This window comes from Alteromonas sp. AO-Serp (assembly GCF_017849675.1).
In the GTDB taxonomy this organism is placed as follows: domain Bacteria; phylum Pseudomonadota; class Gammaproteobacteria; order Enterobacterales; family Alteromonadaceae; genus Alteromonas; species Alteromonas macleodii.
In genome coordinates this window covers 1-21,844 of sequence record NZ_JAFLMX010000034.1, presented here as the reverse complement: position 1 = coordinate 21,844, position 21,844 = coordinate 1, and the positions used below count along the sequence as shown (strand labels likewise).

Genomic DNA, 21,844 nt, shown 5'->3' with positions numbered 1-21,844 from the left:
AGGCGTGCTTAACCGCATATCTATGTTGATAAAAGAGGAGCGTTAAAATGCGCGTTAAACAAATTGCAGATGCACTAGAGATTAGCGCGGACAGCGTACGGTATTACACGCGCATTGGGTTTTTGGTGCCAAGTAAATCGCACAATGGTTACAAGTATTACAGGCCCGCTGATGTGACACGACTACGGTTTATTTTAAGCGCGCGTTCATTAGGTTTCTCTATCAATGATATTAAGGAAATTCTGTTCACGTCATCACAAACCAACGCGCCATGCCCGACGGTTCGGCGCCTTATTGAACAAAGGTTGAAAGAAACTGAACAGCGGTATCAGGACATGCATGAGCTAAGACTGCGCATGCGAAAAGCAATCTCAGAATGGGAAAATACACCGGATCAGCATCCAACGGCCGATACGATTTGCCATTTGATTGAAGGTTTCACATCACTTAAATCATAACATTATTTAGAGAGGGAGTGGCTCATGAATTCAAAAACGGACGATGCGAAAATTCATTCGTGTTGTGGCGGTGACAAAAAAGTATCAACCGCTAGTAAGGCGGTCGAGAGTGAAACACATACTGAGCAAGTCTCTGCGTCTTCGGGTGAGCTACAACTCAATATCCAAGGTGCAAGTTGCGCCAGTTGTGTGACTAAAATTGAAGCGGCCTTAAAACAGGTCTCGGGTGTCACCAATGCTGAGATGAATTTTGCTGAACGCTCGGTGTTGGTGATGGGCAGTTCATCCTCCCACGCATTGATTAAGGCGGTAGAGCAAGCTGGGTATAACGCAACATTAGCGAATACGGATTCAGATGAGGCTGCCCTTGAAGAAAAGGAACAGGCGGACTGGGCATATTATAAAAAACTAATGCGAGACATGGTCATTGCATTATCTCTGGGTGTGCCACTGATGCTTTATGGCTTGGTGACGGGGGAAATGAGCGTCAACACGACCACTGAGCGGATCGTGTGGTTGATTGTAGGGATCATGACATTGGGTGTTATGGTGTTTTCTGGTCGGCATTTTTATGTAGGTGCTTGGAACTCCTTTAAAAATCACGCCGCGAACATGGATACTTTGATTGCATTGGGGACAGGAACAGCCTGGTTGTACTCTATGGTCGTTGTGTTTTTCCCCGGATATGTGCCTGAAATGGCGCGGCATGTCTATTTTGAAGCAACAGCCATGATAATTGGTCTCATTAATTTAGGCTTAGCGCTTGAGATAAAAGCACGCGGTAAAACGTCCGAGGCAATTAAACGACTGATTGGTTTACAAGCCAAAACAGCTCGCGTCATTCGTGATGGGCATGATATAGATATTCCGATTGAAGATGTTCTGCTAAATGATCTTATCCGGGTTCGCCCTGGGGAGCGCATCTCTGTTGATGGCTTAGTTGTCGAGGGCCAGACAAGTATTGATGAATCAATGCTAACGGGTGAACCCATGCCCATAGAAAAACGAAAAGACGATGAGGTCGTTGCCGGCACGATAAACAAATCAGGCACTATCGTCTTTCGAGCAGAGCGCGTGGGAAAAGATACCGCGCTTGCTCAAATTATTAACATGGTAAAACGCGCACAAAATTCTAAACCGCCTATTGGTCGATTAGCTGATATGATTTCCGCCTATTTTGTACCGGTCGTCATGATCATTGCCGTGATCAGTGCGCTGGCCTGGCTGAATTATGGCCCATCTCCTGAAGTAGCTTTTGCAATCGTTTCTGCGACCACAGTACTGATTATTGCCTGCCCTTGCGCCTTGGGTTTGGCCACACCGATGTCGGTGATGGTCGGTGTGGGAAAGGCGGCTGAAGCGGGGGTTCTTATCCGAAACGGCGAAGCGCTGCAATCTGCATCAAAAATAACCACTATGGTTCTAGATAAAACAGGCACTATTACTGAGGGGGCCCCTAAAGTAACAGATGTCGTTATAGTTTCAGATCATAGTCACAACGATGTGCTTTCTTTGGCGGCTAGCCTTGAGTCTGGTTCTGAGCATCCACTTGCCATGGCGATCGTTGAATCTGCAAAGGAGCAAGGTGTGCCGATCCATTCCGTTACTGATTTTCAGTCCATTGCGGGGAAGGGGGTTGAAGCCATGCTAAATTCTCAACGCCTGCTATTTGGAAATGAAAAATTGATGATAGACCAAGGGATCGAGCTTCATCATTACATCGACAAAGCGCAGAGGTTAGCAGCGGATGCAAAGACCCCTATGTATTTTGCTATTGATTCTACATTAGTTGCCGTAATTGCCGTCGCTGACCCAATAAAATCTGACTCAATAGATGCGATAAAGCGGCTACAGCATAACGGGATACGAGTTGTGATGTTAACCGGGGATAATCGACTGACCGCAAAAGCCGTCGCCCGAAAAGCGGGGATTGCAGATTACGTTGCCGAAGTGATGCCGGAAGATAAGGCAAACAAAATACTTGAGCTTCAACGTGAAGGCGAAATTGTGGGTATGACCGGTGATGGCATAAATGACGCACCGGCCCTTGCTCATGCCAACGTCGGCTTTGCGATTGGGACTGGGACTGATGTAGCGATAGAAAGTGCGGATATAACGTTGATGCGCGGCTCCCTACATGGGTTAGCGGATGCAATTGCCGTGAGCAAAGCAACACTGCGTAACATCAAGCAAAACCTCTTTGGCGCATTTATTTATAATGTCGCCGGAATACCATTTGCGGCAGGCGTCTTTTATCCATTCTTAGGGATACTGCTTAACCCAGTCATTGCTGGTGCAGCGATGGCATTCTCATCACTAACGGTGGTGACCAATGCTAACCGATTACGTCTATTTAAAGCGAAAGAGCACTAGGAGTACACAATGATGATATGGATTAATTTAGCAGGGCTTATCCTGATTGGGCTTATTGTTTGGTGGTTTTGGCTTTACAAAGCACAATCAACCCAGATAAAAGACGGCAGTATCAAAGTCCTTGTAAAAGACGGCGTGTATCAGCCTGCCAATATCACGGTGCCGGCGCATCAGTCCGTTCAGCTTATGTTCGTCAGAGAAGATGCAACGCCCTGTGCAGAAACGTTATTGATCCCGGAGTTGGATATTAATGAAACATTAGCGCTTAACAAGCGAGTGACGGTCACTATTCCTGCTTCCAGTGCCGGCGTTTACCCATTTCATTGTCAGATGCAAATGTATCGTGGCACGTTGGTGATCAAGTGATTAAACGCTTTTTATTAACGTAAAAGATACCAAAGCGAGGTGTATTATGAGTAAACAAAAAGTCCCCTTTTGGCGCACCCCCAGTGGTTGGTCTGCCATAGGCCTTATTACCGCCGCGAGCTACTTCTTGCTGGTTGAGCATGGTGAGCATGTGTTTCCGTATTTACCTTACTTGATCTTGTTGTTGTGCCTTGTCATGCACATTTTTATGCACGGCAGTCATGGCAAAGGACATGAAACACATGAGCACACCGAAAAAACATTTAAAGAACAAACCGAGGACAATGAGCAATATCGAAAAGGCTATATCGAAGGGTTAGAGCAGGCCCGTAAAGGAAAACATAAAACGGAGAATAATAATGCACGGTGATTCTGATTATGGGCTCTGGGCACTAGTCATTATAAACTCAGCCATTTTTATCTTTTTTGCGTTTAGTTTTATCAAGCCGAAGTCGAAAACAGATTGGCGAAGCCTAGGTGTATTTTCCGCTTTTATCGTGGCCTTATTTACCGAAATGTATGGTTTCCCCCTGACAATATATTTTTTGTCAGGGTGGTTAGCGGAAAGTTATCCAGGGGTAGACTTTTTAGCGCATGAAAATGGTCACTTGTGGCATACTTTGCTAGGGCTATCCGGCGATGCTCACTGGGATATTTTACACATCTTAAGTAATGTCATCATCATTTTAGGTTTCTTTTTACTATCCGCTTCTTGGAGTGTCCTACACCACGCGCAAAAATCGCATAGTTTAGCCACTACTGGATGGTACGCTCGCTGCCGGCATCCTCAATATGTTGCATTTATACTGATCATGTTTGGCTTTTTGTTGCAATGGCCAACACTGCCAACCTTACTTATGTTTCCAATTCTTATTGTCGTTTATGCTCGACTCGCCACGCGAGAAGAGCAGCAAGCTGAATCCGAGTTTGGTGATAGCTACAGACACTATAAACAAACGACGCCAGGTTGGTTTCCCCGTATGGGTATTTCAAACGTTTCAAGCACTAATTAAGGATTACAAAATGAACAAAGTACTACTGTCATTACTGTTTGTTGGAGGGGTGTTACCCGCGACATTTGCTGCTGCTCAAACGTCGATGAGTGCGGATGATATGCTTCGAAGTAATGAGCTTGTCATGGATGCACTAATGCAACGCATACAACGGATCAACGACGTCTCTGATAGGCAAACTCTCATCGTTGAGCATATGAAAATGATGGAAATTTATTTAACGAATATTGAGAAGAGACTCCAAAGTGAAACAGACCTGCAACACAAAGCACATCTGGAAGAAACGTACACAAATGGCCTTCAACGAAGTCTCGTTCTTATCGACAGCGGTTTAGCAGGGGGCGACTTTGTAGTCATGGGAAATTCGGTAGACGAACTTTTGTTTTATCTTGAACAAAGAATGTCAATTTTACAATCGTTAATGAAGCAGCAGCTCGGTGCCAATAGTGTTTTAAATAATTAAAGAAATGACGAACATAAACAAGTTAACAATCGATTTATAGGAGGAAAAGATGAGCGATCTAGATCACAGAGTCGGTGTATCAGAGGCGAATTTAGTCGTACGGCATTTAAAGTTGGTTGGTATTACCGAAGATAACATAGAAGCAATTGTTGCTGGCATTGATGGGACCTTTGGAATCGATGCAGTTTCATTTGAGGACGCCAAAAGTACCCTGCATATAGGCTACGATGCAACCCACTGCAATTTAGATGGCATTGAGACAATCATTCGTGACAACGGGGCAGACATTTCGGACGACTTTTGGACAAAAATGAAAGAAGGCTATTACCAATTCGTTGACGAAAACATTCGTGAAAATGCAAAACACAAACCCTGGAGTTGCCACCGTGTTCCTCCTGGGCAAACCCATAAAAAGTAATTGTTTCAATAGCAACGATCAGACTTACGTTACGCCTGATCGTACAGCCATAACAAACAAAAACAGGACAACACAGTGGTACATAGTAAAAACGAAGCGGACAGAATTAAGTTACTTAACTTGGGAATAATTGAAAGAAACCCAGCTGAGCATGAAATCCATCAAGCGGTACAAGAATTCACAGGTTCCGTTATGCCTAACGCAAAATATTCACTGGAAAAAGCATTAAAAGCGTTTTCTTCAAGCAAAGACGAATAGAAGCGTGGCAAGTTTTAGCCGCTGGAAGGGGCAATTTTTCTATTACCGGCACATGGGTAAATAAAGTGTTAGTGAGTACTTCAATAGGGGCTTTGGTAGCTGTTTTAATAATAGGATTGGCGAAGTTAAATAAATTCGATAAAGACCGAAGTTTTTATCCAACGCTCACTGTTGTGATCGCGAGTTACTATCCATTGTTTGGAGTGTTAGAAAGTCGATTTATATGGCATGAGTTGTGTGATTCATAGACATCATTTCACTTTTCTCAATTGCAGGTCGCGTTGATAATTTGATAGCTGAATGCGCTCGTCCTCAGTTATATAATCCTCGTGAACCTCTTCTCAAAGTGGGGCTTGTTCAAGTCTTTCACAGACAATATCCATTGGCGTTTTTCCCTTTAACGAACCATGTGCCCGTTGCCAGTTGTAGTAATGCTGCCATTCGGGCAATGTTTCGTTTTTTAGTTCGTCTAGATTCAAGTTTACTGTTGAATAAAACTCTTCTTTGTCGGTTCTTTGCTTTCAACCTTACCATTCAGGTGAGGAGAACCAGGCTTGTTAGGACGAAATTTGATGCCATAATCCATCAGCTTTCGCTGAACTTTCTCTGCGAAGAATTCTGTACCACGGTCGGTTTGTATTCGCTGTATTGGAAATGGCATTTCCTCGATTACCTTATCGATAAAAATAAGGGTGTTTGCTGCCGACCTCCGGTTAAACACATCCAGTACGCGATATCTAGAGCAGTCATCAATAGCAGTATATTGGTAAATTCCAGGAGCGATTTTGCATGTATCCATCTGCACTCGATCACCTGGAATGGGTCTTTGGTAACGGATGAAGTCTTTTTTCTTCCGTTGAAATACTATTGGTTTAACGTCATGTCTGGTCAGCACCTTATGTATGGAAGCAAGCGATGATTGAACACTATGCTCGCGAAGAAGTTCATTTTGGATTCTCCGCGCACCAAGCTTCCTGTCTTTTCTCAGGCTTAGAATCCATTCCTCTATCTGATGGTTTATTTTAGTATTTGGCGAGGTATGAGGGCGTTTAGAAACGTCCTGAAGACCGTCTAGACCATTTTCTTTATATCGTTTTAACCATTTACGAAGAGTGGGTCTGGATATACCACACCTGCGGCAAACCAGACCTGCATTTTTAGTTTCTTCGTAAAGCTCAATCCACTTGAGTCGCTGTCTAATTTCTTTGTTCTTAGAGTCGTATTATTTTGAAACGATCTCTATGAATCACACACATAAACGTCCTTGTTGTCTTAAATATTCTGACTACTGTTTTCGAAGACCGTAATTAAAGATTCATCCAAATAGGGACCGATCTCGCTAAAATCGTAAATGCTATTTATGTTCTTATTGCTAATGATCCTTTTGCATTTTAATTTAGTTAAAAATGAATCACTACTAGCAACGGTGAGAATATCTTGTTCAAGATCTCCAGCTAGTTTTTCAACCAATTTAGATTCTAACCTTCGCGAAATACTCTCAAAAGAAGGCAAATTTTCTTCGTTAGTGTTATCGACCCAATCTTTGGTCCTCGTTAGATGATTCTCTATTACCTCGAAAGTTTTTTCAATTTTTATGTTTTTCTGCAATCGGTAAGCAAGTATTGGGTCATGTTTTGAAAGCTCTAAAATAGCGCTGTCAAACTGAGAGGAGAAATCTACTCGCAGTTCTTCCTTCATATCAATGATTAACGAATTAAATGCTTTCTCAAGGGCAATTCGTAGCTCTGCTTCGAATGCTGATTTATCTTTAGGCGAGAATGCTTGGTCATTCAATTTCTCTAAATACAGCTTCAAGTAACCGTCAATCGCGCGATCTGTATTAATTACTGAATTGATAAATACATTGCGTAACTCAAGGAGTAAATAAATTATTGTTCGATTACTTTCTTTTTTTTCTCTCTGAATTTTCCATATATATGTTGCTAAGGCTACTAAAATAGTTGCACTAGCGGTAATAAAGGATCCCAAAATCTTAAGTTCTATCATGTAACTCTCGTGCGATAAACTCATCAACTAAAGATGCTAACAAATGCAAAATTAGTTTTTGTTTATGAAGTAGATTAATAAGTATCAGCAATTTTGTAATACTGTGAAGATAGCGTTTTGCGCAGACTCTCTAAATTCACGACCAATTCTTGGTGTGTATGAAGGGTGGGGGGCTGATATTACAGTTGTTTTAAAATCGTCTTTTTGCAGTCTACCTACTGAAAACTTGAACGTTACTTTACCTCTCACTTCGTGATGCTGTATGTCTGTTAAGTTTGAAGAGTGTAGTAGCCAATTCTTTGATGATGGGCTATTAGAGCTCTTGGGAACAAGAACAACTTTTGGCTTGAAGTACTCGATTATCTGATTGTTCAGCTCGTAAGAAAACTGAATAGCTCTCTCTAAAAGCGCTTTATCGTATTTAGCCAACTGAGAAGTGAAGCTTTTAAAATCCTTACTTCCCCACAGCACTATGTTAGCCATGAGCGTTTTGTGTTCACCAAACCGCTTGTTGAATATCTCTGAGTAGAATTGCCACTTGTTGTTTGGCTTGTTAATAGGATCCCACAATGGGACATTCGCACCTTCGCTATTTTTGTACGCTTCGCTGAAATTGTCGTTCATGGCTTGTTGCACAAAACCCTCGTAGTGGGAAGGGGAGGAAGGAGACAAAATAGCGTCGAGAGATTCAGGAACATTAGGATTTGAGCCTAACCAAATTACATCAACTGATTCGGCATTGAGCTTGCTTAATACTTTTGCTGTCTCGATTTCCCCGAAGATAGAGCCTCTAAACGGTATCGAATAAGAGCCTGTACCTCTCTTGAGCGCTTTATTTTCTTGATTTTCTACAAAGTCAGAAATACTATTGTTTATTACTTCAAATATATTCAACGTCATGTCCTTATGATTTGCTTGCGTATTCTTTACAAAGCGACTTTTTAACTTTTTCGTAAGCTTTTTATGAACTAAAGATACGGTAATGCTTGTCTAGCTTCCAAGTGCATTGACTCGGTATTAGATTAAATTTATCACATACCAAGGTTTGAAGCTCAACGCTCTGTACCACTTTTCTGTCTGCATATATTTTAAAGAACTTTGAGTTTCCACAGTAGATTACTCTACCCCTGCTGACTTCTTGATATTCAACAGCAATGAGCTCAGGAAAACACGGAAGGTATATTCTATGCTCTTCCCACTCTACTAAATGGCTAAAGTCACTGTCATAGAGTGAAAGGCTATCAGGCTCTGCACTATTCAAAGGCATTACTTTAGCAAGTACAGTCGACTTGTAGACCCAAAAAATACCAATATGAGGCAGCTTAGCTTTCATCTTGTATATCTCCAACATGTTGTCGTTACCCAACTGTCTTGGCAGAGGTTTACAACCCTTCAATTATGTAAGAAATAGTATAAAAACAGATCCCACACTCTTTTCACCTTTAATAAGGCTGGGTAATCAAGTTAATATTCTTTCATCAGGTGAGTCTTTCTATAGACGCCTCTTCTTAAAAAATATATGTTGTACTATCGATAATGCTCAGTGCAAAGGAATTGAACGATGAATGAAAGTTATCTGGATGATGTAAATGATTATGATGACCAAACAGGAGAAGACGAGCTAGATCCCGTCGAGATTCCCAAGGAAGTTAGGCATTTACGTACTCAATCATATGATAAAAGTGTACGGGACTTGGTCGCTATGATTGATGAGGGAGATATAGATCTTGATCCAGACTATCAGCGCAATTACCTCTGGGAAAACAAAAAAGCGTCGCTCCTAATAGAATCTATTCTTCTGAATATTCCTATCCCTGTGGTTTACGTGGCAGAAAATGAAGAATCTCAGTGGAACGTTATTGATGGTCTTCAACGACTTAATAGCTTATACAGATTTTTTAAGAATGAATTCAAACTTTCACGTCTTGAAGTTCTATCTGAACTTAATGGTCTGACTTACCACAACTTACCGCCCAAAGCCAAACGTATGTTGGGAAACGGTATGTTTCGAGTTGTGGTATTACTAGCCGAAACTCATCCAGAAATAAAATATGACGTCTTTATGCGTCTAAATACTGGTTCAGTTCGGTTGAATGAACAAGAGTTACGAAATTGTTTGTATAGGGGAAAATTTAACGATTTTTTAAAAGAGTGTAGGTTTAATGAAAAGTTCTTGGCGTGCTTGAAGCTCAAAGATACTCACAAGAGGTTTGTTGATGCTGAGTTAGTACTGCGATTTTTGGCAATCAGAGAAAATTATGACTTAAATACCTACACGCTCAACTACCCCGGTAGAATGAAGACATTTCTAAATATGTTCATGGCTAAGTATCAAAACATTGATACAGAGAAAATGGCGGAATTTGGTGCAGCTTTTAACGGCTGCATGGATAATATATACAGTGTTCTTGGCGACACAGCATTTAGAAGACCAGATAAATACGGAAATCATGAAACTCGGATTAATAGGTCATTAATTGACGTAATTATGCTGTGTTTTTCGCATTTAACAATGCAGGAATGTGAGGAAAACAAGGAGGTTTATCAACAGAATATAGTAGAACTATGTGAAGACGAGAATTTTCTCGATGCTATAACATATGGTACAGCCGACTCGAAGCGCATCATGACCCGTTTGGAACTTGGATTAAAAAAATTCGGAATTGTAGAAGATGCAAGAACTTCAGTCATTTGATGCTATTCAGGACTTTAATGAGTCACTAGATGAAGTTGAGACGCTTATTCGTCTAGCCATTGGCTACGAAAAACTAAACAAACACGATAAAAGGTCACTAATACTGAGGTCAGCATTACTCTTTTTGGGTACTCATTTAGAATGTTTCTTTGAAAGTATTGCGGAAGAGTACATATATCGCCTTGAGCAAATGTCACTCAAGAGAGAGCAGCTTCCCGAGAAACTCATTTTGTCATCAGTTCAACATCAGTTTACAGATGAATTAATAAAAAAAATAAAAAGCGGTAATCCCAAATGTAAACAAGACATAGTTATGATTGCAAAAACTATTGAATGTGATCAGCCGGTTACTGAAATTAACGTGGACACTAAGTTTAGCTACGGGCGGCACGGCAGTAGTATAGTTAAAAAATTATTTGCTAGGCTGGATATTAACGACGTCTTTAAATCCTGTGTAGTCACGACAGAAGTTGAATCTTTGCTATCTGATGAGCCAGAGATAGTCACGATTGATGTAGAAAAAAAATTTAATGCTCTTACGGGAGTGAGGAATGGACTTATCCACGAAAATAAGTCACCTAATGCTGCAACATTTAATTCGATTTTGAGTGATATCCCACACTATAGAAACTTTGCAAAAGGACTTGGTTGCTTGCTGAACGATAAGCTGAATGAAATCCGAAAGAATGCAAGTGTCGCAGCTTGATGCAGAAGTGTTACAAAGATCGTCTCTGGCGAATGTTGTCCCCAGTGTTCGCCATGATTTTGAGTCGTAAAAAGGTTAAGTATTTCTTACGTAGTGTAAATTACTATTTACGCTATTAACCATTTACTACTACGGTAGATTTTTCGCTGAAAACATATGTTGTGGTTGAAAGAGGGAAGTTAACTTATTGACCACCACCCAGATAGATAACGTTAATATAGATTAACGTTACTATTATCTAATAATAGATTTTTCAATATTTTTTATTTGAAGGCGTGTACGTATTTCCATTAGCGTATAAGAAGCAAAAAGTTCAAACGAAAATTTGTCTAATATAATCTAGTCGATTGATATCAAGTGTTACGTTACTCTAACAGTTTGCGTATCAGTCTGATTTAACTTTTTAAAGTAATGCTTACCAACTATTCAAATAGTTTAATTTTACTCGTAAATCTACACCTTCTTTAATACCTATCCTTAGATACAAAAAAAGCGAACAAGAGATTGCTTTTTACTTCTTTGTCCAAGAAGATTGAGGGTATGGCTAAGCAAGCGTTTCAGAACCAAAAGCACGGTTGGGGCTGACTTTATGATTCTGAAAATCTCTTGTTCGAAACTTAAATTCTCATTAACTTCGATTAATGAGAATGGCCATGACCTTTGTCAAATGAGGTTGCCTTTTCAACATTGAGGACTTTTCCTTTTTTGCTAATGCTAAAGAAAAGAGTTTCACCGTTCTCAGAGTTTGTCGCTTTAACTATATATTCTCTCTCTGTCGCTTCAACTAATTCGAAATCTCCCTGTGCGACCTTATTCCATGATGTGTCCAGCTTCCCTACAGACATTCCATTATTTTTAAAAGTAAGTGTTTTAGCCGTTGTCTGGGCAGCTTGGATGACCTCCATAACACTTACCTCGCCATGCGCTCCTCCATGTGCGAAAGCATTAGAAGAAGCTAAAAGCGCAGATGCAATTGTTAATACTTTTATGTGTTTCATTCTGTGATTCCTCATTTTTACTTTAAACCTTCAACGATGTATTCACCGCTGAAAATTAGTTGAACATCAATATCTTTGTCTGTGTTGTTTTTCCAATACCAGCCATGTGACCCGTTAAAAGGAACAACAAAACTCCCTTTCATACTTTCAACAGTAGCGACAGTGTATGACTTAAAATAGCCAGTATTATCACCATCTGGTTCACCATGAAGATCGACATATAGCTCGCCATTACTTGTTTGCCATTCATAAGTGACCTGCTGGCTCTCCATCATGCTGAGCTTATACTCGATACCTTTACCTGCTGGAACAGTAACGACCACTGTATCTTGGTCACCGTCTGTACTTGTCTTAGCAGAAGGAGATTCTCCGTCCTGATTAAATACTGTTAGACCGAGCTTCTTTCCGACACCAGTAGGGTCAATGTCATACTCAGCAGGTAAAATAAATAACACTAGAGACACTACTGCTACTGACAATGCAATTACAGTCGCTTTTATCAGTGCACGATTTGTTTGATTAGATTCCATAAATATATTTCTCATAAGATTTAGCTAACAAAATACCCTGTTAGTTGCATGCCAACTAACATAAAACCACCACTCATCAAGGCTGTGTTCGTTGCCGCAGAAAAACGGTCGAAACTCTCGAATTGACGCCAAAAATTAATTAACAGAAGAATAAAAATAAGAGCCATAAACTGACCAATTTCTACTCCAATATTAAAGGAGAGCAGATTTAGCGCTAGTCCATCTTCAGGTAAGTGAAACTCTTGGATCTTTGTTGCTAATCCGAAGCCATGAAACAAGCCAAAAATAAGTACAGCTTTCTTAGGGTCGGGTTGTTTACCAAAGAAGTGGGTGAATCCTCCGAGGTTATCAAACCCTTTATAAACCACTGATAAACCGATAATTGCATCAATCAGGTATGCATTAACTTGGATATTAGCTAGGACTCCAGTCATTAGAGTTAAACTGTGACCTATCGTGAACATACTTACGTAGAGCAAGACGTCTTTACTATTTCTCAGAAAAAACAGCACTCCCACTAGAAACAGCAAATGGTCATAACCCGTAACCATATGTTTAGCTCCGATATACAGAAAGGGAATTATCTGGATACCAGTGTTGTTTTCTAAGAAGTTACGTGTACTGTCGTCTACACCGTGTGCAAAGGCTTCAAACGAAGCCATTGCACACAGAGATAGAAGAAGGTACACCAAATGCGTTAGCTTTAATTTACCTAACATTTATTTACCCTTCGCTTTTCATTAATGAATTCCCAGAATTGTGCTCTTCAGACTTGTCGTTCGAATGTAAAATTCGAAATAGTGCGGGTAAGACGAAAAGCGTTAAGATTGTTGAAGAAATTACACCTCCTATTACAACGGTTGCCAATGGTCTTTGAACTTCAGAGCCGATTCCTGTGTTTAATGCCATTGGAATAAAACCTAGCGAAGCTACGAGAGCTGTAGTGATAACAGGTCTTAATCTCGTTACTGCTCCTTCAATAATTGCACTTTCGAGCAATTGGTTCCTCGAAATTAAATCTCGAATAAACGAAACAAGCACTAATCCGTTCAGAATTGCTATACCAGATAACGCTATAAAGCCGACTGCCGCAGATATTGAAAAAGGGATGCCTCGAAGGTACAGAGCAAAGATCCCCCCTGTAAGTGCTAATGGAACCCCTGAAAAAATAATGAGCGAGTCTTTTATCGAACCTAGTGCTAAGAATAAAAGTAAAACAATAAGAACAAGTGTGACTGGCACCACAATGCTTAAACGCTCAGACGCAGACTGTAGCTTTTGATAAGTACCACCATATTCAATCCAGTAACTGGCAGGTAATTTAACTTTAGATTTAATCGCTGCCTGTATATCTTGAACAAAGCTACCTAAATCTCGACCACGCACGTTGGCAGTAACAACGACTCTGCGCTTTCCGTTTTCGCGGTTGACTTGATTAGCTCCTAAAATAACTTCCATATCAGCAAGCTCTTTTAGAGGTATATGCTCACCATTTGGTAAGGAGATAGGCAAATTAGACAGCGAATTTACATCTTGGCGCTTTTCCTCAGGAAGACGCGCTACAATATCGAAACGTTTATCGCCTTCGTAAAATTTTCCTGCGACTTGCCCCCCCATAGACACAGCTACTTGTGTTTGAAAGTCTTCAAGGCTAAGCCCGTATAATGCGAGCTTTTCTCTGTGCGGTAGAAAAGTGAGTACTGGAAGACCTTTAGTTTGCTCTACCTGCACATCACGGATACCTTCAACATCCTGAATTGCCGTTTCGATTTCTTTCCCGAGTTCAGCCAAAGTATCAAAATCATCACCAAATACTTTTATTGCAAGCTCTGCTCTAACTCCAGCAAGCAACTCATTAAATCGCATCTGTATTGGTTGGAGAAATTCATACCTATTGCCTGGCACAGGTGTAACTAGTTCTTCTAATTCAGCAACTAGCTGTTCTTTAGTCTTATTAGGGTTAGGCCATTCGCTTCTAGGCTTAATAATTATAAAATTATCAGCAACGCTAGGAGGAACTGCATCTGTAGCTACATTCGCGGTACCTATTTTTGCAAATACGCGCTCTACTTCGGGTAACGCTTTTATTCTCTCTTCAAGTACTTTCTGCATCGCAATAGATTGCGATAGTGAAGTACCAGGAATTCTCAGCGCATGCATCGCGATGTCGCCCTCATCAAGGTTTGGCACAAACTCACTGCCGAGCCGCATCCCCATAAATGAAGCCAGCACAACTAATGAAAATGCAACTGTAATGACCAGCCATCTCGCCTTTAAAATAACCTTCAGAGCAGGCCTATAAAGTGATACTGAGGTATTGATAATGATGTTTTCTTTCTCAGTTACCTTGCCTTTGAAAGTTAGCGCAATAGCAGCAGGGATAAATGTAATTGAAAGTACCATCGCGCTAACAAGAGCTATTACTACCGTTATTGCCATTGGGTGAAACATCTTTCCCTCAACACCTGATAGCGCAAATATAGGTAAGTAGACTGCGGTGATTATGAAAACCCCGAATAAAGCAGGTCGAATGACCTCTCGTGTCGCATCGTAAACTAAGGATAAACGTTGTTTGGCGTTAAGCTCGCCTTTTTGAGTGGCATGAGAAAGTCTCCTCAAACAATTCTCAACGATAATGATAGCCCCGTCGACTAACAATCCAAAATCGAGTGCACCTAAGCTCATCAGATTCGCTGTTGTTCGTGTTTGAATCATTCCCGTTACAGTCATAAGCATGGCGAAAGGAATAACTAAAGCTGTCAAAAATGCGGCTCTTATGTTGCCTAATAGTAAGAACAGAACAACAATGACCAAAATAGCCCCTTCAGTAAGGTTCATTTTGACCGTATCTAATGTTGTATTGACTAGTTTTGTTCGATCGTAGACAGCGTTTACGACTATTCCTTCGGGAAGTGACGCGCTAATTTCCTTTATTCGTTCACCAACACCTCTCGCGACCTTTTGGCTGTTCTCGCCTATCAACATAAAGACTGTACTCAGCACGACCTCTCGACCATTCTGTGTTGCAGCCCCAGATCTTAGCTCCTTACCTTCTTTTACTTCCGCGACGTCTTTTACTCGAACAATCTTGCCAAGGTCTGTAGGCAAAGGAATCTCAGAAATTTGTTTAAGCGTTTCCACTTGTCCAGGCAGTCGAATTAACCATTGAGCACCATTTTTCTCAATAAAACCTGCACCTTTATTTGAATTATGCTTTCCTACTGCATTTATGACATCTTGCTGAGTTAAACCGAATAACAATAATTTATCGGGGTTCAGTGCAATAAGAATCTCGCGCTCAAATCCTCCAATTGGGTTGACTTCAACAACGCCTTCTACTTGCATCAATTGTGGGCGAATTACCCAATCATGAACTGTTCTTAAGTCTGTCGGGGAAATTGGACGACCATCTTCATTGGTTGCCCCTTCCTTAGCGTCAACCGTGAACATGAATATTTCACCAAGTCCCGTAGAAATTGGCCCCAACTCAGGCTCCAGTCCTGAGGGAAGTTCAGATTTTGCAGCGTTAATACGTTCATTGACTAATTGCCTAGCAAAATAGATATCAGTGTCATCATTAAAGATCGCAACTACTTGTGATAATCCATAGCGAGATACAGAACGCGTATAAGACAGGTTTGGAACTCCTGACAATGCGGTTTCAAGAGGAAACGTGATACGTTGCTCTACCTCCAGTGGGGTATACCCAAGTGCCTCTGTATTTATTACAACCTGCACATTGGTAATGTCTGGTACAGCATCAATTGGCAGCTTTTGGAAGTTCCAAAGGCCAAGCATCGCTACCGCGAAAACAAAAACGAGAATTAGCTTACTTCTCTCGATTGAAAATTTTAAAATAGCATCTAACATTCAAGGAGTTCCTTAGTGGTCGTGAGACGCGCCCGACTTCTCAATATCAGCCTTTATTATGTAGCTGTTGAGAGTGACATATTCTGTTCCAGAGGGAATGCCGTTTAGTACTTCAACCCATCCCTCTGCTTTTCGGCCGAGCTCAAGCATCCGAACTTCGTATTGATCACCAAACTTTCCATAGACCACCGTGAAATCTCTAAAAGCCTGAAGGGATTCCTCTTTCACAGCTCTTTCAACGGTGAATGAGTCAAAGAGAATTTGGGCAGTTATAAACTGTCCTGGTGAGTAAAAGCCGTCATTATTATTTACAATGGCGCGATAGACTTTTGCTTGCGAGCCGTTAACGGCATAAAGGCTGTCAAAAATTTTAGTGCTTATCGTCTTATCGTGACCCGGAACTTGTATATCGACGGGAGCATCTAACAATTTCTTGTTTTGGTCTTCTGGATATACGTTCAGCTCTGCTATTAATTGCGAGGTATCAGTAATAGCGACTAGTTTCTTGTCTCCCGATTGTTCGCCTACACCAATATCCTGAAATGTAATTAGGCCATCAATCGGCGATTTAACTTGATAACTTTGCAAGCTTTCGCTTGATTGGATAGTGAAAAGAGTCTGCCCTTTCTTTACTGCTTGACCTAAAATGACATCAACAGAAGTTATTTCGCCTGGATAACGCGCAGATATATTCCTCACTGCATTGGGGGGTAAAACTAACTGGCCATATACTTTCAACCGCGCGTTAAGTTTTTTACTCGATACGAAATCGGTTTTAATGTCCATAGCCTTTGCTAGTGAATCATCTATTTTTGTCCTTCCTTCATAGTTATCGTAAGACCATTCGTATGTTTTGCCTTGGTAATTGGCAGTAAGTGAAACTAAAAAAGAGTGAGGTTCATAGATAACCATGTCACCGCGCAGATAATTGCCCTCAACATAAAAATCTATGTCATCGATGCCATCTCCCAAACGCGTGAGTTTTACGTTCACTTCAATGTCTTCAGCTGATATTCGCTGTCCTGCATAACTAGCGTATACACGAAATTCGGGAGGGGTGTCGGTTTCATAAATCGCCAGCTCGATAGCAAGGTCACCCTGTCTCAATACTCGACCATTATTAGGGCCTTTCTCTACTTCTTCTTGAGTAATTTCTTTAGCTGACTCAGCAACAGCTAGGTTACTGATTGCGGATAAGCTAATGCCAATATGGGCAAATGCTATTAAGGTAAATAATTTGCGAAGTTTCATAGTGCTCTCTCATTCTTGGATACCGAAGTACCCGTTAATCTCTCTAATTCAATGTTAAATAGTTGAATGTTGGTATAGGCATCGATTAGGCTCTTCTGCGCATTTAACAGTTCTTTCTGGACCGCAAAGAGGTCCGTATATGAGTAACTTCCGATGTTGTATGCTCGACTAGCTTGCTCATTTGCTTGCTCTAACATCGGAATGGAACTGTTTGATAATTTTTGGATTACATGGAGGCTGTGCTTTAATTTGTGAGTCAACAACAGAGCATCAGTGGAAATACTTTGAAGTAAGGCATCAGATTCAGCAGCACTTTGGCTCTGCTTTGCACGCAAAGACGTGATTAATCCTTTATTACGACCTTCGCCTCCAATAGGTATTGATATCCCAGCTACAAATGCAAAGTCGTCAATTACTTCGTTTCGTCTAATGCCTGTCGACACTTCCCAAGCGGGCGACTCCTCTACTACTGCCAAATCAATTTCAGATTCAATTTCTTGTTGCTGTAATATGTAGCGTTGGATTTTCGGGTTTTCCTTCAATCTTTTCAAAACTTCATCTAACTCAGAAATTGAAGGAATATTTGTAAGTGTTCCAGTTACTGAAAAGTTTGTAGTGCCCTTCCACTGCGCCGCTAATGCAGATTTTGTTGCTGCAATCTCATGAACAAGATCTTCTACTTCTAGCTCGTACAAAGATAGCGAAGCGCGAGCGCGGAGTTCATCGATAGCGTTAGCTTTTGCTGCTTTTACACGACCTTCTACATTGTCCAAGAGATCTTTCGCTTGGTCTTCTGCAATCTTCGCTAACTTTAAGTTCTCTTTTTGAGCCAATAAGGTTATATACAATCGTGCTGTATTTGCTGCGATATCAACGGCTCTAACCTCTTGATCAATTGTAGTTGCGTCAGCTTTCGATGAAGCCAGATTGACCCTAGACTCGATAATGTCATTTTCAAGTAACCATGAAATGCTCAATGTTGCTTGCAATCCAGATACCCCTGAGTTGTTACCAGAGCCCAAGAAATCCTCGAGTTGCGCATTAACTACTTTAGGCGTGCCAACCTCAGCTTGAGTAATAAGAGCTTTTGCAGCCTCTGATTTATGTGTGAATACATGTAATTCAGGATGTTGTTGCAGGGATAGACTAATTGCATCATTCAATGTGAGTATTTCTTGTGCATTAACACCAACAGACATCCCACTGATGGACATGCTTATAAGCATACCACTCACAAAATACCGATTGATGATCGGTTTTTTGCTTAATTTTTTTCCAAAAAACATAAATAAAATCCTTATGAAAGCTTTTTAAAAGCCTTCGACTAAGTTTGAAAATAAAAACCGTTCACCGATCGGTTTTTAGAATAAATTTTAATGGCTAAACACCGTTTCAATAAGATGATGAACACCGTCTAAAGAAGTCATACATAGAAAAAATAATGCAATGGCAAAAGAGAACGCTACAGTCTTATTGATAGGTGACAACTGCAACCTACCCAAGAGGAAATAGATGCGTTGCTCAAGGACATCTGCTCCGAAATTTACAACTAACGCGCTTGATTTAAGTATGTCCTCTTGCGCATTCAGCTTTGCAACTTTAATTAAAGTGCTTGCAACGAATATCCGGTCAATTCCTTCTTCTAATACAGCATTGTCTGCATCTTGTTCCATAGCCAACACCATCTGTAGAGTTAGTAATCTTGCTACTGGTGCAAAATAAAATGAGACCAAAATACTAAAAAGCCACTTTTTCAGGGGATCATTATTTACAACATGCGCTCTTTCGTGCTTTAAAATGACATCAAGTTCTTCGGGAGTAACCTCATTCAAAAGCCCTGTAGTTATGAAGCATTTCTTGCTCCGTATTCCAGAGGTAAACGCTGCAAATTTAGGTATCTCAACTTCATATACCCCCCGGCTTAAGTTTTTTGAGAGGCAAGTTAGCAAGCTCACCTCCTGTCTATGAAGCCATAGCTGTCTCGTCTTTGAAGTCAATACAAACATCATGTAAGAGAGCAGGAGTATTATTGTAACTGCATGCCAACTAAACCAGTTGAAATCTGATATATGATGCCAATGAGCATATTGTTTAGTTTCAAATATGCTTGAGTAGACATATATATCAAGTAAGTAAAGACAGACTAAAATGCTCATTATCCATGGCATTGAAACACAAAACCAAAGCAGAGCTTTCCTTGGTTTTAACTGAACAGATGTTAACTTTTGTCCTAGTAAAGATACGCCAATAGACACAACCAAATTAGTTATTGCGAATGCAATAGTAAAAATTGCTAGCAGGTTGAAGAATATTGTCATTATTTTACTTAATCCTTGTTCACTGACTTGAGCTTTTTTTGCTCTTCTATAAGTTGCTCTAGTTTAGTTAGTTGGTCGACACTAAATTCACTTGAGATGGAAGAAAAAGCTGCGATAAGGCTGCTATCGTCGCCAGCAATAAAGTCACTAGCAACTGACTTTATAAGCTGTCCGATCAACTCGTATCTCTCGACTTTTGTGTTATAGATATATGCATGCCCCTCTTTTTTTCTGGCTAGAAGTCCCTTTTTGAAAAGGCGATCAAGTGTACTCTGGTAGGTATTTAAGCTTCCTCCCCTCACATTTATGAAATGCGAATAAAGTTGCTTTACATCAACATCTTTGTGCTTCCATAAATAATGTAGAACTAGCTTTTCAAGTTCACCAAGATTCATATTCGCCGCACCCTTTTAAAAAACCGATTAACGATAGGTATTATACATAGAGAGTACCGACCGGCAATCGGTTTTTATCTCAGTTTTTTTTCACTTCATCGTTAGGCGGAACTTATTAATAATATTATCTCACTATATTTTGCACTAAATACACCCACGCTTTCTCAACTCCTCAGCCCATTCTTTAAAGCGTTTTTCGTCGCGCTCTGCGGTCTTTGCACGTCTGTTCAATGTTTTCTTAGACAATGCTTTGGGCTCTTCTTTGTCAAATGTTACTCCAGACAAAGCATCGGCAAACATTTCCGGCTTTACGTGACTATAGTGCTGCTCGATCATTGCTGTACTGGTTCCACATTGGCGCGCAATTACGTCCATGCTGGTTCCGTTGAGAAGCTGCCACGTAATGTAGGTATGTCGAAGAGAGTATAGCGTTCGCGGTCCTCTGGGTGACTCTTTTAATCCCGAACTTTGGAGAGCTTTCTCAAATGCCTTACCTAATTGCTTTGTGGGTTCACCATTTGCTAGCAAAAATAGTTTTTGGTTAGGTGTACGCAGTGGAAAACGTTCTCTGAGTCTAGTTAAAGCACCAATCACATCACGTTTACAAACTACTTTACGAGGGCCTGTATATTTTGTTGTTTTACCTTTGGTGATGTGAATGAAGAATTGAGCTTTAGACCCTTGCGTTTTTATTTCGATGTCCTTCCACGTTAAGGCGTCCATTTCCGTTCCGTGCCTAATACCAGTATTTATTGTTATTTCACAATAATCATAAAGTAACTCACAGATCTGACGAGTTTTTTCACTATGGGCATTAAATTCTCTTTCTAGTATTGCGTCCAATACAGCTTCGTATTCCTCTTCCGAAAATGCAGAGCGGCGTTTGCCTGCTTCACCTTTAGATGAAAGAACAGGTACTTGAGCGGCGATCATCCATTTTTGCTCAATAGCTTCTTTAAAAACGAGCTGAAGAGCAGCATTGTGAGTTAATAATGTAGAGGAGGCTGGAGACTTCTTCATCCGCCCTTTACGCCACTCATCAAATTTAGATATTTCTTCTTGGTCAATTGAAGTAATAAATGTCCGTGAAAAGTAAGGTATGTGGTAGTTTTCTAAAGCTCGAATATAGTCTTTATAGGTGCGTTTACCGCCCCCGTGTTCTAGTTGCTCTTCAAGCTTTTCGATGACGCGGTCAGCTACGTCTTTGAATCGCTTACTTTGGACTAGTGTGTTATTTTCGTGTCTAATTTGGTGGTCTAAGAAGATTCGATGTGCCATGGCGATAGCTTCGTCTTTATCTTTCTTCTTAGTTGATTTACAGAGCCATTTTTTGTGGTTGGTTAGTATAAATCGCGCGTACCAGCGTTCACTGTTATCTTGTTTAAAGATATACAGCTCATCGTTTATGTCGTGTCTTTCAGTCTGTTTTGCCATAGCGCCAGTAAAACAGAAAAGAGTTCTTTTTGCAAAGAATTTGCAAAGAAATTAAAAGTAACTTATTTTCAAAGACTTAAATTAGTGATTTGCATTGAAAATCCGCGTGTCCCTGGTTCGATCCCGGGTCGAGGCACCATCATTCAAGCCCTTGCAGAGATGTGAGGGCTTTTTTGTTCTTGATGTTTTATCGGTAGTAAATACATCGGATTCAAAATCCGTTGCTAGCGAGGGTGTGACGATTCAAGTCCGGCCTCTGATACCATCCATTAAATTCTTTGCAAGGTTGGG

Annotated in this window: 22 protein-coding genes and 1 pseudogene; 10 read left to right on the top strand and 13 right to left on the bottom strand. The window is 40.7% G+C overall.

Annotated elements, in window-relative coordinates; genetic code table 11:
• Positions 1 to 47: 47 nt before the first annotated feature.
• The 8 genes from QVA83_RS02830 to QVA83_RS02795 all read left to right on the top strand — a co-directional run bounded on the left by QVA83_RS02830 (position 48) and on the right by QVA83_RS02795 (position 5,349).
• Entirely contained in the window at positions 48 to 458 is a 411-nt protein-coding gene (locus QVA83_RS02830) for a MerR family transcriptional regulator (RefSeq protein WP_012516866.1), read from the top strand.
• A gap of 24 nt (positions 459 to 482) precedes the next feature.
• A complete protein-coding gene (locus QVA83_RS02825; protein ID WP_197040368.1) occupies positions 483 to 2,831 on the top strand; it encodes a heavy metal translocating P-type ATPase in 2,349 nt (782 codons plus the stop codon).
• 9 nt (positions 2,832 to 2,840) lie between these two features.
• A complete protein-coding gene (locus QVA83_RS02820) occupies positions 2,841 to 3,197 on the top strand; it encodes a cupredoxin domain-containing protein (RefSeq protein WP_012516868.1) in 357 nt (118 codons plus the stop codon).
• A 46-nt stretch (positions 3,198 to 3,243) separates the two neighbouring features.
• A complete protein-coding gene (locus QVA83_RS02815; RefSeq protein WP_014997005.1) occupies positions 3,244 to 3,567 on the top strand; it encodes a DUF2933 domain-containing protein in 324 nt (107 codons plus the stop codon).
• Positions 3,557 to 4,210, top strand: a complete 654-nt coding sequence (locus tag QVA83_RS02810; RefSeq protein ID WP_014997006.1) for a methyltransferase family protein — start codon at positions 3,557 to 3,559, stop codon at positions 4,208 to 4,210. The genes QVA83_RS02815 and QVA83_RS02810 overlap by 11 nt, the downstream gene beginning before the upstream one ends.
• A gap of 10 nt (positions 4,211 to 4,220) precedes the next feature.
• Positions 4,221 to 4,673 carry a hypothetical protein gene (locus QVA83_RS02805; RefSeq protein WP_015066023.1) on the top strand — a complete coding sequence of 151 codons (453 nt, stop codon included), beginning with the start codon at positions 4,221 to 4,223 and terminating at the stop codon, positions 4,671 to 4,673.
• 49 nt (positions 4,674 to 4,722) lie between these two features.
• Entirely contained in the window at positions 4,723 to 5,091 is a 369-nt protein-coding gene (locus tag QVA83_RS02800; protein ID WP_156079169.1) for a cation transporter, read from the top strand.
• A gap of 75 nt (positions 5,092 to 5,166) precedes the next feature.
• Positions 5,167 to 5,349 (top strand): hypothetical protein, encoded by a 183-nt coding sequence (locus QVA83_RS02795; protein WP_012516877.1) that lies wholly within the window; start codon positions 5,167 to 5,169, stop codon positions 5,347 to 5,349.
• 251 nt (positions 5,350 to 5,600) lie between these two features.
• Here the strand turns inward: QVA83_RS02795 and QVA83_RS02790 are convergent.
• The 4 genes and pseudogenes from QVA83_RS02790 to QVA83_RS02775 all read right to left on the bottom strand — a co-directional run bounded on the left by QVA83_RS02790 (position 5,601) and on the right by QVA83_RS02775 (position 8,689).
• Positions 5,601 to 6,550 (bottom strand): annotated as a pseudogene (locus QVA83_RS02790) (IS481 family transposase).
• Positions 6,551 to 6,621: 71 nt separating this feature from the next.
• Positions 6,622 to 7,356 carry a hypothetical protein gene (locus tag QVA83_RS02785; protein ID WP_012516879.1) on the bottom strand — a complete coding sequence of 245 codons (735 nt, stop codon included), beginning with the start codon at positions 7,354 to 7,356 and terminating at the stop codon, positions 6,622 to 6,624.
• An 84-nt stretch (positions 7,357 to 7,440) separates the two neighbouring features.
• Entirely contained in the window at positions 7,441 to 8,256 is an 816-nt protein-coding gene (locus QVA83_RS02780; protein WP_287498119.1) for a hypothetical protein, read from the bottom strand.
• Positions 8,257 to 8,317: 61 nt separating this feature from the next.
• Positions 8,318 to 8,689 carry a hypothetical protein gene (locus tag QVA83_RS02775; RefSeq protein WP_287498118.1) on the bottom strand — a complete coding sequence of 124 codons (372 nt, stop codon included), beginning with the start codon at positions 8,687 to 8,689 and terminating at the stop codon, positions 8,318 to 8,320.
• A 228-nt stretch (positions 8,690 to 8,917) separates the two neighbouring features.
• On the opposite strand from QVA83_RS02775, the gene QVA83_RS02770 reads away from it, so the two are divergent.
• Positions 8,918 to 10,051, top strand: coding sequence for a DUF262 domain-containing protein (locus QVA83_RS02770; RefSeq protein ID WP_156077776.1), 1,134 nt, complete (start codon positions 8,918 to 8,920; stop codon positions 10,049 to 10,051).
• Positions 10,029 to 10,757: an MAE_28990/MAE_18760 family HEPN-like nuclease gene (locus QVA83_RS02765; RefSeq protein ID WP_156077777.1), complete on the top strand. Its 729-nt coding sequence runs from the start codon at positions 10,029 to 10,031 to the stop codon at positions 10,755 to 10,757. The genes QVA83_RS02770 and QVA83_RS02765 overlap by 23 nt, the downstream gene beginning before the upstream one ends.
• A 638-nt stretch (positions 10,758 to 11,395) precedes the next feature.
• On the opposite strand, the gene QVA83_RS02760 is transcribed toward QVA83_RS02765, so the two are convergent.
• From QVA83_RS02760 to QVA83_RS02720, 9 genes are all read right to left on the bottom strand, one after another.
• Positions 11,396 to 11,755, bottom strand: a complete 360-nt coding sequence (locus QVA83_RS02760) for a DUF6488 family protein (RefSeq protein ID WP_020742705.1) — start codon at positions 11,753 to 11,755, stop codon at positions 11,396 to 11,398.
• A gap of 17 nt (positions 11,756 to 11,772) precedes the next feature.
• Positions 11,773 to 12,285: a hypothetical protein gene (locus tag QVA83_RS02755; RefSeq protein WP_061486897.1), complete on the bottom strand. Its 513-nt coding sequence runs from the start codon at positions 12,283 to 12,285 to the stop codon at positions 11,773 to 11,775.
• Positions 12,286 to 12,305: 20 nt separating this feature from the next.
• The gene (locus tag QVA83_RS02750; RefSeq protein ID WP_012516820.1) at positions 12,306 to 13,004 is read right to left on the bottom strand and encodes a HupE/UreJ family protein; all 699 of its coding nucleotides are present in this window, start codon (positions 13,002 to 13,004) and stop codon (positions 12,306 to 12,308) included.
• A 4-nt stretch (positions 13,005 to 13,008) separates the two neighbouring features.
• Positions 13,009 to 16,155 carry an efflux RND transporter permease subunit gene (locus QVA83_RS02745; RefSeq protein ID WP_061439146.1) on the bottom strand — a complete coding sequence of 1,049 codons (3,147 nt, stop codon included), beginning with the start codon at positions 16,153 to 16,155 and terminating at the stop codon, positions 13,009 to 13,011.
• A gap of 12 nt (positions 16,156 to 16,167) precedes the next feature.
• Complete coding sequence (locus tag QVA83_RS02740; RefSeq protein ID WP_012516822.1) at positions 16,168 to 17,406, bottom strand: efflux RND transporter periplasmic adaptor subunit; 1,239 nt, start codon at positions 17,404 to 17,406, stop codon at positions 16,168 to 16,170.
• Positions 17,403 to 18,692, bottom strand: a complete 1,290-nt coding sequence (locus QVA83_RS02735; RefSeq protein WP_081333947.1) for a TolC family protein — start codon at positions 18,690 to 18,692, stop codon at positions 17,403 to 17,405. The genes QVA83_RS02740 and QVA83_RS02735 overlap by 4 nt, the downstream gene beginning before the upstream one ends.
• Positions 18,693 to 18,779: 87 nt before the next feature.
• Positions 18,780 to 19,724: a M56 family metallopeptidase gene (locus tag QVA83_RS02730; RefSeq protein WP_012516824.1), complete on the bottom strand. Its 945-nt coding sequence runs from the start codon at positions 19,722 to 19,724 to the stop codon at positions 18,780 to 18,782.
• 8 nt (positions 19,725 to 19,732) lie between these two features.
• Positions 19,733 to 20,119, bottom strand: a complete 387-nt coding sequence (locus QVA83_RS02725; RefSeq protein ID WP_012516825.1) for a BlaI/MecI/CopY family transcriptional regulator — start codon at positions 20,117 to 20,119, stop codon at positions 19,733 to 19,735.
• A 144-nt stretch (positions 20,120 to 20,263) separates the two neighbouring features.
• On the bottom strand, positions 20,264 to 21,553 hold the full coding sequence (locus tag QVA83_RS02720) for a tyrosine-type recombinase/integrase (protein WP_012516826.1): 1,290 nt from the start codon (positions 21,551 to 21,553) through the stop codon (positions 20,264 to 20,266).
• Positions 21,554 to 21,844 lie beyond the last annotated feature (291 nt).

Bases quoted from the DNA above. Each gene is read 5' to 3' on its own strand.
- QVA83_RS02830 (WP_012516866.1), top strand. From the start codon at position 48: ATGCGCGTTAAACAAATTGCAGATGCACTAGAGATTAGCGCGGACAGC.
- QVA83_RS02825 (WP_197040368.1), top strand. From the start codon at position 483: ATGAATTCAAAAACGGACGATGCGAAAATTCATTCGTGTTGTGGCGGT.
- QVA83_RS02820 (WP_012516868.1), top strand. From the start codon at position 2,841: ATGATGATATGGATTAATTTAGCAGGGCTTATCCTGATTGGGCTTATT.
- QVA83_RS02815 (WP_014997005.1), top strand. From the start codon at position 3,244: ATGAGTAAACAAAAAGTCCCCTTTTGGCGCACCCCCAGTGGTTGGTCT.
- QVA83_RS02810 (WP_014997006.1), top strand. From the start codon at position 3,557: ATGCACGGTGATTCTGATTATGGGCTCTGGGCACTAGTCATTATAAAC.
- QVA83_RS02805 (WP_015066023.1), top strand. From the start codon at position 4,221: ATGAACAAAGTACTACTGTCATTACTGTTTGTTGGAGGGGTGTTACCC.
- QVA83_RS02800 (WP_156079169.1), top strand. From the start codon at position 4,723: ATGAGCGATCTAGATCACAGAGTCGGTGTATCAGAGGCGAATTTAGTC.
- QVA83_RS02785 (WP_012516879.1), bottom strand. From the start codon at position 7,356: ATGATAGAACTTAAGATTTTGGGATCCTTTATTACCGCTAGTGCAACT.
- QVA83_RS02780 (WP_287498119.1), bottom strand. From the start codon at position 8,256: ATGACGTTGAATATATTTGAAGTAATAAACAATAGTATTTCTGACTTT.
- QVA83_RS02775 (WP_287498118.1), bottom strand. From the start codon at position 8,689: ATGAAAGCTAAGCTGCCTCATATTGGTATTTTTTGGGTCTACAAGTCG.
- QVA83_RS02770 (WP_156077776.1), top strand. From the start codon at position 8,918: ATGAATGAAAGTTATCTGGATGATGTAAATGATTATGATGACCAAACA.
- QVA83_RS02765 (WP_156077777.1), top strand. From the start codon at position 10,029: ATGCAAGAACTTCAGTCATTTGATGCTATTCAGGACTTTAATGAGTCA.
- QVA83_RS02760 (WP_020742705.1), bottom strand. From the start codon at position 11,755: ATGAAACACATAAAAGTATTAACAATTGCATCTGCGCTTTTAGCTTCT.
- QVA83_RS02755 (WP_061486897.1), bottom strand. From the start codon at position 12,285: ATGGAATCTAATCAAACAAATCGTGCACTGATAAAAGCGACTGTAATT.
- QVA83_RS02750 (WP_012516820.1), bottom strand. From the start codon at position 13,004: ATGTTAGGTAAATTAAAGCTAACGCATTTGGTGTACCTTCTTCTATCT.
- QVA83_RS02745 (WP_061439146.1), bottom strand. From the start codon at position 16,155: ATGTTAGATGCTATTTTAAAATTTTCAATCGAGAGAAGTAAGCTAATT.
- QVA83_RS02740 (WP_012516822.1), bottom strand. From the start codon at position 17,406: ATGAAACTTCGCAAATTATTTACCTTAATAGCATTTGCCCATATTGGC.
- QVA83_RS02735 (WP_081333947.1), bottom strand. From the start codon at position 18,692: ATGTTTTTTGGAAAAAAATTAAGCAAAAAACCGATCATCAATCGGTAT.
- QVA83_RS02730 (WP_012516824.1), bottom strand. From the start codon at position 19,724: ATGACAATATTCTTCAACCTGCTAGCAATTTTTACTATTGCATTCGCA.
- QVA83_RS02725 (WP_012516825.1), bottom strand. From the start codon at position 20,119: ATGAATCTTGGTGAACTTGAAAAGCTAGTTCTACATTATTTATGGAAG.
- QVA83_RS02720 (WP_012516826.1), bottom strand. From the start codon at position 21,553: ATGGCAAAACAGACTGAAAGACACGACATAAACGATGAGCTGTATATC.